The sequence below is a fragment of the Streptomyces sp. DSM 118878 genome, assembly GCF_052936595.1.
In genome coordinates, this window is sequence record NZ_CP193622.1 from 5,946,071 (window position 1) to 5,959,987 (window position 13,917).

Sequence of the window (13,917 nt, forward strand, 5' to 3'; positions counted from 1 at the left end):
TGAGGCGGGCTGCGGCGGACCGGGGCCGGCGCGGTGGCCGGACGGGTCAGGGCTTGCCGCGCTGGGAGCGCAGGTGTTCCGCGATCGGGGTCAGGGCCTTGTGCAGCTCGCCGAGCGCCTCGGGCGAGACGAGGTCGACGAAGTGCCGCCGCACGGAGGCGACGTGGTGCGGGGCGACCCTGCGCATGGTCTCCATGCCGTCCTCGGTGAGGACGGTGTAGAGGCCGCGCCGGTCGGACTCGCAGTTCTCGCGGCGCACCAGGCCCGCGTTCTCCATGCGGGTGATCTGGTGGGACAGCCGGCTCTTGGACTGAAGGGTGGCCGCGGCGAGGTCACTCATGCGCATCCGCAGGTCGTCCGACTCGGAGAGGTGCACGAGAATGTCGTAGTCGTTCATGGTCAGGTTGAACGGCTGAAGGTCTTTTTCGAGCTGATACGTCAGCATCCTGTTGACCTCTACGTGGGTGCGCCAGGCGCACTGTTCCTCGTCGGTCAGCCACTGCGGGGCCGTCTCGGTCTCCATGGAATCGATTCTACCTAAGAAGTTGAAAGGTGAACGAACAGGGAATGTGACGCGCCTCGCACCCCTGGTCACACGGAAGCGCACAGGCGTTCGCCGTCACACTCCGCAGACTACCGCTCACAGCCCGAAGCGACGCTGGAGGTCCCCCAGTTGTCCGGGAAGACGCGGTGCGCCCGTCTGCTGCCCCGGCTGACCCGACGCGCCCCGCGCGCCCGGTACCCCCGCCTGCCGCGGCACCTCCCCGGCGGACTGCTCGGGCACGAGCGCCTCGGTGGACTGAAGCAGCACCGTGCCCGCCCCGACGAACTCGAACTGATGCTCCTCCCCGGAGGTCCCCCCGATGCCGGTCAGTGCCCGCACGCCTCCGATCACGCCCGTGAGATACCCGTGGTCGTAGTGATGGCAGGGCGAGGGGCAGTCGGCCCAGCCCACCAGGGCCTGGGGATCGACCCGGATCGGCGGCTCCATGAACACCACCGGACCGTTCGACGCGGCGACGAACTTTCCGGTTCCGATGAGTGTCAGGAAGCCGGGGACGATCGATTGCTTGAGTGCCAGAGTTGGCTGAAAAGCGAGGAGGTTGCCCGAGCGAATGGTCAGGTTGCCCTCATCCAGGTCGTACGAATTGACGTCGAAGGCCCGGTCGGCGAGGAGCATCTTGCCCTGGCCGTCCGCCACCACCCAGTCACTTGCGTGCAGCGGCGAATGAAAACTGGTCCGGACCAAGCGGTCCAGACGGCCGTGCCCGATGCCGTTGAACTCCATCCGGCCGTAGTAGGCGATCATCTTCCCCTTCTGGAGGAACCACTGGCTTCCCTTGAGCTCCACGCAGAAGGTGTACGCGTTCACGTTGTCGTCGCTCGGCAGTGTCATCGGGTCGAAGACGGCCGGGGCGCCCGCGGGGGTCGAGACGTTCGGGTTCACAGCTTCTCCTCCGAGGCCTGGACGTACACCGAGCCGGTCCCCGACAGCTCCAGCTGGAACGCCTCGCCCGAGCCGCGGCCCACCATGTCGCGCCAGCCGAGCGCCGTGGACAGTTTGTTGCGCACCTCGCCGTGGTGCGCCACGTAGGCCTGGGGGTCGACGTGGACCGGGCGCTGGGGGGTGATCGGCACCTCGATGACTCCGCCGTGCGCCATGACGGCCACCGCGCCGTGTCCCTTCAGGGTCGTGGTGAACAGGCCCTGGCCGCTGACCTGGCCGCGCACCATGCCCATGACGCCGCCCTGGGAGCCCATGAACATCGTGCCCTGCTGGAGCGTGCCGTCGAAGGCCAGCAGCCGGTCGGCCTCCACGTAGAGCGTGTCTCCGGAGAGGCCGATCACCTGGATGTGGTGGCCGCCGTGCCCGAAGAGGACCGTGCCCGCGCCCTCCACGGTCATCAGGGGCGTCGCCTCGCCGGCCGCCCTGCGCCCGATCATCGACATCAGGCCGCCCTGGCCGCCCTGGACGTTCGGGGTGAAGGAGACGTCCCCCTGGTAGGCGAGCATGGCGCCGCGCTGGCTGAAGATCTTGGCGCCGGGCCCCACCGTCGCCTCGACCATCTTGGAGTTGATCTCTCGGAAGGGCATGTCAGACGTCCCCCGCCATCGTGGTGCGCTCACTGGGCTGTACATAGACGAGGCCCTCGCCCTCGAAGCGGATCTGGAAGGCCTCGCCGCCGCCCTCGCCCATGAAGGTCCTGAACGTCACGCCGGACTGGAAGCTCTGGCGCACGTCCCCCTGGTGGGCGATGTAGGCCCCCGGGTCCACCGTCAGGGGATACTCCCGGGAGACGCGCAGCGCCACCGCGGGACCGGCGGAGACGATCGCCGCCCGGCCCGTGCCCTCGACGGTCGTGGTGAACAGGCCGTTGCCCTGCGAGGCGCCGCGCAGCCCCGTGAAGCTCGTGCCCGTGCGCAGGCCGACGTCGGCGCAGAGCAGATTGCTCGCCTCGACGAACAGCTTGTCGCCGTGGAGGTCCACGAGGTTGATCTCGGTGGCCCGGTCGGCGAACCAGCAGGTGCCGTGCCCCTTCACCTCCATCACCGTCATCTGCTCCCCGGTGACGCGGCGCGTCACCATGCCGCGGATGCCCTCGCCGCCGCCGGACATCTTCTTGAAGGCCATCTGGCCCTCATAGGCGACCATCGAGCCGTTCTTCGCCTTCACGGCGTCGCCGGTCATGTCGACGGCGAGCACTCTGCTCCCTTGGAGCCGGAACGTAGCCACGAATCGACGGTAGCCGTCGCGTACCGACGCGGAACAGGGTGAAGGGCCCTGAACGAACCCCGAGAGGACCCCGATGTCACAATGGGGGTCGCTTGTGCGTCCATTCACAAGATCAGGTCGCCGAGCGCCCGCCCCTCTTCCGCCGCCCCTCACCGAAGGTGACCCGTGGACATCAAGACCGCCGCTGCCTTGCACCGACTCCGACTCGTCTCGATCCCGGAAGCCATCTCGTTCCCGATCCTGCTGGTCTGCTCGGTGCTCAAGCGCACCACCGACTTCAACGGTGTCCCGGTGATGGGATGGATCCACGCGATCCTCTTCATGGCCTACGTCGTCTTCCTGCTCGACGCCTGGAACCGCACGAAGTGGCCGTGGAAGACGGCCGCCGTGTACTTCCTGCTCGCCATCCCGCCCTTCGGCGGCCTCTTCGCCGAGCGCAAGCTCAAGCGTGAGGCCGAGGCCGCGGTCATCGCCTCGCGCGCCCGCCGCGAGGGGGTCGTGAACGCATGATCGTCGCCTTCTCCGTGACGCCCCTCGGCGTCGGCGAGGACGTCGGGGAGTACGTGGCCGAGGCGGTGCGCGTCGTACGCGAGTCGGGGCTGCCGAACCGGACCGACGCGATGTTCACCTCCGTGGAGGGCGAGTGGGACGACGTCATGGACGTCGTCAAGCGCGCCGTGGCCGCGGTGGAGGCGCGGGCGCCCCGGGTCTCCGTCGTCATGAAGGCGGACATCCGCCCCGGTGTGACGGACGGCCTCTCCTCCAAGGTCGCGACCGTGGAGCGTCACCTCTCCGAGTGACACCCGCGGTACCTGGCGAAGCCCCCTCTCTCGGGTGAATTCCGAGGGCGGGGGCTTTTCCGTGTGTCCGGGCAGGGTGCCCCACGGCGGCCAGCAGAACCCGACGCCGTCCGCAACCGCTCAAAACCCCTCAACCTAAAACCCCTCGCACGGACGCACCCCGTTCGACACGCCAGAGAAACTCCACTTCTGTGTGGTTATCGGCACGTGCTGAATCGACGTTCGACGACGCGAACCTGGAGGGTGCTGTGCGGCAGCCGGAGGGGTACGACTACGAGACCCACAGCATGCTCGCGGGAGCGCTCACCGAGCCGGGCCGGGGCGAGCGCGAGGACGGCGGCAGAGGCGGCTACCAGGTCCAGTACCGCAAGCTGCTCGCGGGCGAGCCGCACCGGATACGGGCCGTGCTCCTGATGGCGCTGGCCCCGGTGCTCACCGGCATCCTGCTCGTCTACCTCGTCTGGCCCACCCACTGGACCGAGCGCGAGGGCGCCGACGGCTGGCTCGTCGGCCTCGACGTCACGATGCTCGTGGCCATCGGGCTGATCGAGCTGTTCATGCTGGTCAACGTCATATCGATCGCCCACGCCACGATGGTCGCGCGCGACCCGGTCCCGGTCTTCCCCGAGCAGGGCACCCGCGTCGCGTTCCTCACCACGTACGTCCCCGGCAAGGAGCCCCTCTCCATGGTCCGGGCGACCCTGGAAGGCGCGGTCAGGCTGCACCACACGGGCCCCCTCGACGTCTGGCTCTTGGACGAGGGCAACGACTCCGGTGCCAGGGCGCTCTGCGAGGAGCTGGGCGTCCGGCACTTCACCCGCCTCGGCGTACCGGAGTGGAACCGCGAGAAGGGCCCCCACAAGACCCGTACCAAGCACGGCAACTACAACGCCTGGCTCGCGATGCACCACACGGAGTACGACTTCTTCGCCTCCGTCGACACCGACCACGTACCGCTCCCCAACTTCCTGGAGCGGATGATGGGCTACTTCCGCGACCCGGACGTGGCGTTCGTCGTCGGACCGCAGGTCTACGGGAACTACGAGGCGCCCGTCACCAAGGCCGCCGAGTCCCAGCAGTTCCTCTTCCACGCGCTCATCCAGCGCGCGGGCAACCGCTACCGGGCACCCATGTTCGTGGGCACCAACAACGTCGTGCGCATCAAGGCGCTCACCCAGGTGGGCGGCCTGTACGACTCGATCACCGAGGACATGGCGACCGGCTTCGAGCTGCACCGCCGCCGCAACCCGCTCACCAACAGGCACTGGCGCTCGGTCTACACCCCCGACGTCCTCGCCGTGGGCGAGGGACCGGCCTCCTGGACGGACTTCTTCACCCAGCAGCTGCGCTGGTCGCGCGGCACGTACGAGACGCTGTTCAAGCAGTACTGGCGGGCGCCCTTCTCGATGCCGCCGGGACGGCTCCTCTCGTACACCCTGATGCTCGTCTACTACCCGATGACGGCGGTCAACTGGCTGCTCGGCGTCCTGAGCTGCGTCCTCTTCCTCTGGTTCGGCGCGTCCGGCACACAGGTGGCGGCCTCGGTCTGGCTCATGCTCTACAGCGACGCCGCCGCCCTCCAGATCTGCCTCTACCTCTGGAACCGCAGGCACAACGTCTCCCCGCACGAGCCCGAGGGCTCCGGAGGCCTCGCCGGCATGGCCATGTCGGCGCTCTCCGCGCCCGTCTACGCCAAGTCCCTCGGCGCGGCCGTCGTGCGCCGCCCCTGCCGCTTCGTCGTCACCCCCAAGGGCGGCGACGCGAGCCCCGACCGGCTGCTGACCTTCCGCATCCACCTCTCCTGGGCGGCGGTGCTCGCCTGCTCGCTGGTCGCCTCCTTCGTCCTCGGCCACTCCCACGCCGCCATGCGCACCTGGACGGTCCTCGCCCTCGTCATCTCGCTGGCGCCGGTCTCGGTCTGGGCGTTCACCCGGGCCATGGAGCGCAGGGCGGACCGGCGGGCCGGCCAGGAGCTGCGGGACACCGCCGCGCGGCCGGCGGCGAAGGCGGACGGAGAGCCGGAGCCGGCGTTCGCCACCGGCACGACCACAGGAGGGAACTGAGCCATGGCCTACCGGCCCTCGCGACGCACCAGGAAGACGCTCATCGGAGTCGGGGCGGGCACCCTGCTCGTGGGGCTGAACGCTCCCGCCGCGCTCTCCTTCGCAGAGGAGCAGTACTACGAGTACAAGATCGCCCAGCCCGGCTACAAGGCGAGATACGGCTCCTGGCAGCAGGTCGACATCCCCGAGGAGTTCCGCACCAACGCCATTCACGCCGCGCTCCTGCACACCGGCAAGGTGCTGATCGTCGCGGGCTCCGGCAACGAGCAGAAGAAGTTCGACGCGGGCTCCTTCGACACCATCCTGTGGGATCCCGGGAACAACACCTTCAAGAAGATCCCGACACCCGAGGACTTCTTCTGCTCCGGGCACGCCCAGCTCCCCGACGGCCGGCTCCTGGTGGCGGGCGGCACGGCGCGCTACGAACTGCTCGACGGCGAGGTGGAGCGGGCCGGCGGCGGCATGCGGGTCAAGAACGAGAACCCCGACCGGGCCGTCGTCCTCAAGAAGGGCACGAAGTTCCGCTCGCCGTCCGGCATCGAGTACGTCAGCAAGTTCGACGTGCACGTCCCCAAGGCCAAGCGGGACTACGAGATCAAGTACTCCAAGTCCGGCGTGATGCAGCCCTGGAAGACGAAGGTCAAGGCGAGCGAGGCGCGGGTCTTCGTCGAGGCGCTGGAGCCGGGCGCGCAGTCGGTCAACGACAAGTCGGCCCAGTACGAGATCCAGGGCCTGACCGGCGACGAGGCCGTCAACACCTACGGCATCGCCGAGAAGATCGACATGGAGAAGCAGGACTTCCAGGGGATCAAGGCGGCGTACGAGTTCGACCCGCGGGCCGAGAAGTACATCCCGGTGGAGCCGATGAAGAAGGCCCGCTGGTATCCCACGCTGGTCGGCCTGGAGGACGGCAAGGTGCTCGCGGTCTCCGGGCTCGACGACGTGGGCGTGATCGACCCCGGCGACAACGAGATCTACGACCCGAAGACCAAGAAGTGGACGGACGGCCCCAAGCGGTACTTCCCGACCTACCCCGCCCTCTTCCTCACCAAGGGCGGCAAGCTCTTCTACCCGGCGTCCAACGCGGGCTACGGCCCGGCCGAGAAGGGCCGCGACCCGGGGCTCTGGGACCTGGACACCAACACGTTCGAGAAGGTCCCCGGGCTGACCGACACGGACCAGACCGAGACATCGGCCTCCGTGCTGCTGCCGCCCGCCCAGGACCAGAAGGTGATGATCCTGGGCGGCGGGGGAGTGGGCGAGTCGGACAAGGCCACGGGCCGCACGGCCGTGATCGACCTCAAGGAGGAGAACCCGTCCTTCAAGACCGGCCCCGAACTGCCGCAGGGCACGCGGTACCTGAACAGCGTGATCATGCCGGACGACTCCGTCTTCACCTCCAACGGTTCGTCGGACTACCGCGGGCGCGGCGCCAGCAACATCCTGAAGGCGCAGTTCTACGACCCGAGGACCAACTCCTTCCGCGCCGCCGCGTCGCCCAAGGTGGGCCGCAACTACCACTCCGAGGCGCTGCTCCTGCCCGACGGCCGCGTGGTCACCTTCGGCTCGGACCCGCTGTACGACAACGAGCAGAACACCAAGCTCGGCCACTTCGAGCAGCGCATGGAGGTCTTCACGCCGCCCACGCTGCACAAGGGCGCCAAGACCCGCCCCGTGCTCGGCGCGGGCCCCGAGCAACTCGCGGCCGACGGCCGCGCGACGTTCCGTGCCGAGCGCCCCGGCGAGATCGCGTCCGCCCGCCTGATGCGCCCGAGCGCCGTGACGCACACGACGGACGTCGAACAGCGCTCCATCGCCCTGCGGTTCACCCCCGGCAAGGGCGAGGTGACGGTCGAGGTGCCGCGCGACGACGCGGCGCTGGTGCCGCCGGGCTGGTACATGCTGTTCGTCACGGACAAGGACGGGACGTCGTCCGAGGCCAAGTGGATCCACGTGGGGCCGAAGGGGTGACGGGGGCTACGCGTCCTTGGCGTTGTGGGCCAGGCCGAGCGCGTAGTCCGGCCACCACTGGCCCGCCGCCGGGCCGCCCCGGCAGGGACCGTCGGAGTCGCCGGGGCGCTTGATCCACAGGACGGCGTCGAGCAGCGGGTCGTCCGTGCGGTCGGTCGGCGGGGTGCCGAGGCCGCGGCCCGGCGGGTTGCACCAGGCGTCCTGCCGGTCGCCCGCCAGTGGGCCCTTGCCGTTGCGGCTGGTGTCCATCACGAAGTGCTTGCCGCCGACCGTCGCCGACAGGGTGCGGCCGTACGACTTGGTGGTCGCGTCGCTCTGGAAGTTGGAGACGTTCAGCGAGAAGCCGTCGGCACGGGCGACGCCCGCCTGCCGCAGCGGCTCGGAGAGCTTGTGCGCGTCGGTGATCCAGCCGGGGTTGCCCGCGTCGAGGTACACCTTGACGTACGGCTGCCGCTTCAGCCGCTGGATCGCCCCGGAGAGCAGGTCGTAGCGGTCGGCGTGGTACTCCTGCGGGGTGCAGCCGTCCACGATGTGCGGGATCGCGTCGGGCTCCAGGATGACCACCGCGGGGGCGTCCCCGATGGCCTCGGCGAAGCTGTCCACCCAGCCGCGGTAGGCCTCTGCGCTGCCCGCGCCGCCCGCGGAGTGCTGGCCGCAGTCGCGGTGCGGGATGTTGTAGGCGACGAGCACCGCCGTGCGGCCCTCCTTCATTGCGCCCTCGGTGGCCGCCCTGACGTCGGACGCCGGGTCGTCACCGGCCGGCCAGACGGCCACGGGCTGCTCGGAGATCCGCCTGAGCACCTCCGCGTCCCGCTCGCGCCCCTCGCGCCGCCACTCCTGGACCTGGCGGGCCGCGGGGCTGTCGGGGTCGACCCAGAACGTGTTCGGCGGCGCCTTCGAGGCCGCGGCGGACGGGCCGGTCGCGGCGGCGCCCTCCGGCCGCGTGGCGCCGGCCTCGGAACCGGACCCCGACGAGCAGCCCGCCGTGAGGCCGAGTGCGGCGAGAGCCGTGAGTGCCGTGAACGTGCGGAGCAGCCGGTGCATCCAGACCCCTTGGGCGACGGTGGGAGCTCTGATGGTCAGTCAGCCCGGCAATCGTTGCATATGGGGTTATTCCTGGCCTCGTGCCACACCGCCGTCGAGGAGCGCGATACCGAGCGGGGTCCGCTCGTACAGCACCTGGTGGCCGTACCGCCGCGCGTCGAGCAGGCCCGCGTCCCGCAGCGCGCCGAGGTGCGCCGACACGGAGGACGCGGCGAGGCCGAGCCGCCGGGCCAGCTCCGTCGTGGTGCCGGGCACGTCCAGCGCGGCGAGCACCGTGGCGCGGCCCCGGCCGAGGACGCGTACGAGCGCTTCGGGCGTGCGTTCGGCGGGCTCGCTCCACAGGCCCGCGATGCCGCGCGCCGGGTAGGCGAGCGAGGGCTGCCACGGGGGATCGAAGCCGCTGATCACATCCGGCCAGGAGAACACGCTCGGGACCAGCACGAGGCCCTGGCCCGCGAGCTGCCGCACGGACTCGTCCCGCCACTCGACGGTCAGCGTCGCCGAGTTCCAGGAGAGCCGCCGGTCGATCTCGGGGAGCAGCCCGCCGAGGCCGACCTCCGCGAGCCGCCGCGAGTGGTGGGCGACATCGGCTTCGAGGAGGGCCCGCAGCCGTGGCCACTCCGGCTCGATCAGAGCGTGCCAGGCGGCCTCCATGGCGTCCGCGAGCTCCGCGACGGCACGGGCGGGATCGGCCAGCAGCGCCCGCCCCTTCGGCGAGGCGGCGGCGCCCGGCGTGCAGGCGAGCGCCCGCGCCATGTCGTCCCGCGCCGCCCCGGGGTCGGTCGCGCGGACCGCGGCGATCTCCTCCTCGAAGCGGGCGGCGGGCCCGATCGGGGGCGGTCCGAGGAAGTCGGGGGAGTGGCCCCGCTGCGGCATCAGGAGCCACACCGCGCCGAGGTCGACCTCGCGGGCCGCCTCGCGGATGCGGCGCAGCCACTGCGGGTGGTAGCCGTGCCGATCGGGCCGCTTCAGGGTGCGCACGGCCTCCTGGGTCTCCCACAAGGGCGACACCGCGAACCGGCAGCGCAGCAGATCATCCCGGCCGAACCGCAGACGGAACGACACGCACACCTCCCTCGCGGGGCCTGCTCCGGCCGCTCCGGGCCGGGAGATTCGCCTGGGGCCGAAACTTTAGGGCCGTCGGCGGCCCCGCGTCAGTCTGCGGTCATGAAAGACACCGCCGAGTCCACCGCCGGGCCCGCCACTGAGCCCGCCGCCGAGCCCGCCACCGGCTATCTCCGGGTCTTCGCCGTCCGGGAGTTCCGTGCCGTCTTCGTCGCGCACGCGCTCTCCCTGCTCGGCGTCGTCATCAGCGAGATCGCCCTGACCGTGCTCGTCTACGGGCTCACCGGGTCCCCGCTGCTCGGCGCCCTCACGTTCGCGCTCGGCATGCTGCCCTACCTGGTCGGCGGGACGCTGCTCTCCGGGATCGCCGACCGGTTCCCGCCGCGGCGGGTGCTCGTCGTCTGCGACGTGGTGTGCGCCGGGTGCGCGGCACTCATGGCGTCACCCATGACACCCGTGTTCGGGCTGCTCGCCCTGCGCTGCGTCATCGCCCTCGTCGCGCCCGTCTTCAGCGGCACCCGGATGGCCACCCTCACCGACATCCTGGGCGACGGCGACCTGTTCGTCCTCGGCCGCTCCCTGCTGCGGATCGTCTCGCAGAGCTCGGTCCTCGCCGGATTCGGGCTCGGCGGCATCCTGCTCACGTTCGTGCCGCCGCGCGGGGCGCTCGTCATCACCGTCGCCACGTTCGCCGCGTCGGCGCTGCTCCTGCGGTTCGGCACCCGGAAGCGGCCCGCGCGCGGGGGCGGTGGCGCGGCGCTGGTCCGCTACTCGCTCAGCGGCGCGCGCCAGGTGCTCGGCGACCGCCGGGTGCGGGCCCTGCTGCTGCTCTTCTGGGTGCCGCCCATGTTCATGGTCGCCCCCGAGGCGCTCGCCGCTCCCTACGCCGACCAGATCGGGGTCGGCGTCGCGGGTGTGGGGCTGCTGATGTGCGCGCTGCCGGTGGGCACCATCGCGGGCGAGCTGTACGCCGGGTCCGCGCTGTCCGCGGGTTCGCGGGCCCGCATCGTGCTGCCGCTCGCCTCCCTGACCCTGCTGCCGCTCGCCGTGTACGTGTGCACGCCGGGCCTCGGCTGGGCCGTGGCCGCGCTGGCCCTCGCGGGGGCGGGGTCCGCGTACACCCTGGGGCTCGACCGCTGGTTCGTCGACGCCGTGCCGGAGGGGCTGCGGGGGCGCGCGATGACCGTGCACACGGCGGGGCTCATGACCGTGCAGGGCGTGGGCATGGCGCTCGCGGGCCTGGCCGCCGAGTTCTGCGCCGTGAGCACGGTCGTCGCGGGGGCGGGCCTCCTCGGCGCGGTCTGCTGTCTGTTCCTCGCGGCGGAGGTGCGGCGCACGGCGGCCGCCGCACCCGCTCCGGACGTGGCCGCCGCGCCCGCTCCGGAGGAACGTGCGCCCGGATCGCGAGACGGGGCGGACCAGCATATGACCGGCGGGTAAGGTCTTTGGCGTGCCGAAGCCGCTCAGCCTTCCCTTCGATCCCATCGCCCGCGCCGACGAGCTCTGGAAGCAGCGCTGGGGATCGGTGCCGGCCATGGGCGCGATCACCTCGATCATGCGCGCGCACCAGATCCTGCTCGCCGAGGTCGACGCCGTCGTCAAACCGTACGGACTGACCTTCGCGCGCTACGAGGCGCTGGTGCTCCTCACCTTCTCGCAGGCCGGCGAGCTGCCGATGTCGAAGATCGGCGAGCGGCTCATGGTGCATCCCACCTCCGTCACCAATACCGTCGACCGCCTCGTGAAGTCGGGCCTCGTCGACAAGCGGCCGAACCCGAACGACGGACGCGGCACGCTCGCCTCCATCACGGAGAAGGGACGCGAGGTCGTCGAGGCCGCCACGCACGAGCTGATGGCGATGGACTTCGGGCTCGGGGCGTACGACGCGGAGGAGTGCGGGGAGATCTTCGCGATGCTGCGGCCCCTGCGGATCGCCGCGGAGGACTTCGAGGAGAAGTAGCGGAGAAGTGGCGCGGCGCACGCCACGTACCGCGGGGCGGCGAAGCGAAGCGGTTCGTTCCGCCCGGGGCGGGGTCGGCGAAGATCGCGCGCAACGGGCCGTTACGCTCGTAGTCATGAAGCGAAGCGTGCTGACCCGCTACCGGGTGATGGCCTACGTCACCGCCGTAATGCTGCTCGTGCTGTGCGTGTGCATGATTTTCAAGTACGGCTTCGACAAGGGTGAGGGTCTGACGCTCGTCGTGTCGCAGGTGCACGGCGTGCTCTACATCATCTACCTGATCTTCGCCTTCGACCTGGGCTCCAAGGCGAAGTGGCCGTTCGGCAAGCTCCTGTGGGTGCTGGTCTCCGGCACCATCCCGACCGCCGCCTTCTTCGTCGAGCGCAGCGTCGTCCGAGACGTGGAGCCGCTGATCACCGACGGCTCGCCGGTCACCGCCAAGGCGTAGCCTCCGCCGCCACGGGCAAGCTCGTGGCGGTTTCCCATCGACATTTACTAGGACGTCCTAGTAAATTCGAAGGTATGGACGCTGACGCGATCGAGGAAGGCCGCCGCCGCTGGCAGGCCCGTTACGACAAGGCCCGCAAGCGCGACGCGGACTTCACCACGCTCTCCGGCGACCCCGTCGACCCGGTGTACGGGCCGCGGCCCGGCGACACGTACGACGGGTTCGAGCGGATCGGCTGGCCCGGGGAGTACCCCTTCACGCGCGGGCTCTACCCCACCGGGTACCGCGGCCGGACCTGGACCATCCGCCAGTTCGCGGGCTTCGGCAACGCCGAGCAGACGAACGAGCGCTACAAGATGATCCTGGCCAACGGCGGCGGCGGCCTCTCGGTCGCCTTCGACATGCCGACCCTCATGGGCCGCGACTCCGACGACCCGCGCGCGCTCGGCGAGGTCGGCCACTGCGGTGTCGCCATCGACTCCGCCGCCGACATGGAGGTCCTCTTCCAGGACATCCCGCTCGGCGACGTGACGACGTCCATGACGATCAGCGGGCCCGCCGTGCCCGTCTTCTGCATGTACCTGGTCGCGGCCGAGCGCCAGGGCGTCGACCCCGGCGTCCTCAACGGCACGCTCCAGACGGACATCTTCAAGGAGTACATCGCGCAGAAGGAGTGGCTCTTCCAGCCCGAGCCGCACCTGCGCCTCATCGGCGACCTGATGGAGCACTGCGCGCGCGACATCCCGGCGTACAAGCCGCTCTCCGTCTCCGGGTACCACATCCGTGAGGCCGGGGCGACGGCCGCGCAGGAGCTCGCGTACACCCTCGCGGACGGCTTCGGGTACGTGGAGCTCGGCCTCTCCCGCGGTCTCGACGTGGACGTCTTCGCGCCCGGCCTCTCCTTCTTCTTCGACGCGCACGTCGACTTCTTCGAGGAGATCGCGAAGTTCCGCGCCGCGCGCCGCATCTGGGCCCGCTGGCTGCGCGAGGAGTACGGGGCGAAGACCGACAAGGCCCAGTGGCTGCGCTTCCACACCCAGACCGCCGGTGTCTCCCTCACCGCCCAGCAGCCGTACAACAACGTCGTGCGCACGGCGGTGGAGGCGCTCGCCGCGGTGCTCGGCGGCACGAACTCCCTGCACACCAACGCCCTCGACGAGACCCTCGCCCTGCCCAGCGAGCAGGCCGCCGAGATCGCGCTGCGCACGCAGCAGGTACTCATGGAGGAGACCGGCGTCGCGAACGTGGCGGACCCGCTGGGCGGCTCCTGGTACATCGAGCAGCTCACCGACCGCATCGAGGCCGACGCCGAGAAGATCTTCGAGCAGATCAAGGAGCGCGGGCGGCGGGCGTGCCCCGACGGGCAGCACCCCATCGGGCCGATCACGTCCGGCATCCTGCGGGGCATCGAGGACGGCTGGTTCACCGGCGAGATCGCCGAGTCCGCCTTCCAGTACCAGCGGTCGGTGGAGAAGGGCGACAAGCGCGTCGTCGGCGTCAACTGCCTCGAAGGCTCGGTCACCGGTGACCTGGAGATCCTGCGGGTCAGCCACGAGGTGGAGCGGGAGCAGGTCAAGGACCTCGTGGGACGCAAGGCGGGACGGGACGACGCACGCGTGCGTGCCTCGCTCGACGCGATGCTCGCGGCGGCGCGCGACGGCTCCAACATGATCGCCCCCATGCTGGAGGCCGTACGGGCCGAGGCGACCCTCGGAGAGATCTGCGGGGTGCTCCGCGACGAGTGGGGCGTGTACGTGGAGCCGCCGGGGTTCTAGCTCGCCCCGCGCCCCGTAAGGGGCGCGGGGAACTGCGCGACAAGCCCCCACCGGCCC

At 70.6% G+C, this 13,917-nt stretch carries 14 protein-coding genes; 8 read left to right on the forward strand and 6 right to left on the reverse strand.

Annotated features, from left to right (window positions below; genetic code table 11):
- Nucleotides 1–46 precede the first annotated feature (46 nt).
- The 4 genes from ACRAKF_RS26560 to ACRAKF_RS26575 form a co-directional block, all read right to left on the reverse strand.
- Entirely contained in the window at nt 47–523 is a 477-nt protein-coding gene (locus tag ACRAKF_RS26560) for a MarR family winged helix-turn-helix transcriptional regulator (protein ID WP_447040057.1), read from the reverse strand.
- A 117-nt stretch (nt 524–640) separates the two neighbouring features.
- Nucleotides 641–1,396, reverse strand: a complete 756-nt coding sequence (locus ACRAKF_RS26565; protein ID WP_447042191.1) for an AIM24 family protein — start codon at nt 1,394–1,396, stop codon at nt 641–643.
- Nucleotides 1,397–1,443: 47 nt separating this feature from the next.
- On the reverse strand, nt 1,444–2,094 hold the full coding sequence (locus ACRAKF_RS26570; protein WP_447040058.1) for an AIM24 family protein: 651 nt from the start codon (nt 2,092–2,094) through the stop codon (nt 1,444–1,446).
- A 1-nt stretch (nt 2,095) separates the two neighbouring features.
- Nucleotides 2,096–2,734, reverse strand: coding sequence for an AIM24 family protein (locus ACRAKF_RS26575; RefSeq protein ID WP_447040059.1), 639 nt, complete (start codon nt 2,732–2,734; stop codon nt 2,096–2,098).
- Nucleotides 2,735–2,899: 165 nt separating this feature from the next.
- Here ACRAKF_RS26575 and ACRAKF_RS26580 point away from each other — a divergent pair, with 165 nt between their 5' ends.
- From ACRAKF_RS26580 to ACRAKF_RS26595, 4 genes are all read left to right on the forward strand, one after another.
- Complete coding sequence (locus ACRAKF_RS26580) at nt 2,900–3,244, forward strand: DUF3817 domain-containing protein (RefSeq protein WP_447040060.1); 345 nt, start codon at nt 2,900–2,902, stop codon at nt 3,242–3,244.
- A complete protein-coding gene (locus ACRAKF_RS26585; RefSeq protein WP_447040061.1) occupies nt 3,241–3,534 on the forward strand; it encodes an MTH1187 family thiamine-binding protein in 294 nt (97 codons plus the stop codon). Before ACRAKF_RS26580 ends, ACRAKF_RS26585 begins: the two co-directional genes overlap by 4 nt.
- Nucleotides 3,535–3,821: 287 nt before the next feature.
- Entirely contained in the window at nt 3,822–5,597 is a 1,776-nt protein-coding gene (locus ACRAKF_RS26590) for a glycosyltransferase family 2 protein (RefSeq protein WP_447042193.1), read from the forward strand.
- 3 nt (nt 5,598–5,600) lie between these two features.
- Nucleotides 5,601–7,568 (forward strand): galactose oxidase-like domain-containing protein, encoded by a 1,968-nt coding sequence (locus ACRAKF_RS26595; protein ID WP_447040062.1) that lies wholly within the window; start codon nt 5,601–5,603, stop codon nt 7,566–7,568.
- A gap of 6 nt (nt 7,569–7,574) precedes the next feature.
- Here the strand turns inward: ACRAKF_RS26595 and ACRAKF_RS26600 are convergent, their stop codons facing one another.
- Entirely contained in the window at nt 7,575–8,612 is a 1,038-nt protein-coding gene (locus tag ACRAKF_RS26600; protein ID WP_447040063.1) for a glycoside hydrolase family 6 protein, read from the reverse strand.
- A 66-nt stretch (nt 8,613–8,678) separates the two neighbouring features.
- Nucleotides 8,679–9,677, reverse strand: a complete 999-nt coding sequence (locus ACRAKF_RS26605; protein WP_447040064.1) for a DUF5937 family protein — start codon at nt 9,675–9,677, stop codon at nt 8,679–8,681.
- Nucleotides 9,678–9,779: 102 nt separating this feature from the next.
- On the opposite strand from ACRAKF_RS26605, the gene ACRAKF_RS26610 reads away from it, so the two are divergent.
- The 4 genes from ACRAKF_RS26610 (at nt 9,780) to ACRAKF_RS26625 (ending at nt 13,860) form a co-directional block, all read left to right on the forward strand.
- Nucleotides 9,780–11,117 (forward strand): MFS transporter, encoded by a 1,338-nt coding sequence (locus tag ACRAKF_RS26610; RefSeq protein ID WP_447040065.1) that lies wholly within the window; start codon nt 9,780–9,782, stop codon nt 11,115–11,117.
- Nucleotides 11,118–11,127: 10 nt separating this feature from the next.
- Nucleotides 11,128–11,637: a MarR family winged helix-turn-helix transcriptional regulator gene (locus tag ACRAKF_RS26615; protein ID WP_447040066.1), complete on the forward strand. Its 510-nt coding sequence runs from the start codon at nt 11,128–11,130 to the stop codon at nt 11,635–11,637.
- A gap of 115 nt (nt 11,638–11,752) precedes the next feature.
- Nucleotides 11,753–12,085 (forward strand): DUF3817 domain-containing protein, encoded by a 333-nt coding sequence (locus ACRAKF_RS26620; RefSeq protein ID WP_447040067.1) that lies wholly within the window; start codon nt 11,753–11,755, stop codon nt 12,083–12,085.
- 74 nt (nt 12,086–12,159) lie between these two features.
- A complete protein-coding gene (locus ACRAKF_RS26625) occupies nt 12,160–13,860 on the forward strand; it encodes an acyl-CoA mutase large subunit family protein (protein ID WP_447040068.1) in 1,701 nt (566 codons plus the stop codon).
- Nucleotides 13,861–13,917 lie beyond the last annotated feature (57 nt).

Bases quoted from the DNA above. Each gene is read 5' to 3' on its own strand.
- ACRAKF_RS26560 (WP_447040057.1), bottom strand. From the start codon at position 523: ATGGAGACCGAGACGGCCCCGCAGTGGCTGACCGACGAGGAACAGTGC.
- ACRAKF_RS26565 (WP_447042191.1), bottom strand. From the start codon at position 1,396: ATGACACTGCCGAGCGACGACAACGTGAACGCGTACACCTTCTGCGTG.
- ACRAKF_RS26570 (WP_447040058.1), bottom strand. From the start codon at position 2,094: ATGCCCTTCCGAGAGATCAACTCCAAGATGGTCGAGGCGACGGTGGGG.
- ACRAKF_RS26585 (WP_447040061.1), top strand. From the start codon at position 3,241: ATGATCGTCGCCTTCTCCGTGACGCCCCTCGGCGTCGGCGAGGACGTC.
- ACRAKF_RS26590 (WP_447042193.1), top strand. From the start codon at position 3,822: ATGCTCGCGGGAGCGCTCACCGAGCCGGGCCGGGGCGAGCGCGAGGAC.
- ACRAKF_RS26595 (WP_447040062.1), top strand. From the start codon at position 5,601: ATGGCCTACCGGCCCTCGCGACGCACCAGGAAGACGCTCATCGGAGTC.
- ACRAKF_RS26600 (WP_447040063.1), bottom strand. From the start codon at position 8,612: ATGCACCGGCTGCTCCGCACGTTCACGGCACTCACGGCTCTCGCCGCA.
- ACRAKF_RS26610 (WP_447040065.1), top strand. From the start codon at position 9,780: ATGAAAGACACCGCCGAGTCCACCGCCGGGCCCGCCACTGAGCCCGCC.
- ACRAKF_RS26620 (WP_447040067.1), top strand. From the start codon at position 11,753: ATGAAGCGAAGCGTGCTGACCCGCTACCGGGTGATGGCCTACGTCACC.
- ACRAKF_RS26625 (WP_447040068.1), top strand. From the start codon at position 12,160: ATGGACGCTGACGCGATCGAGGAAGGCCGCCGCCGCTGGCAGGCCCGT.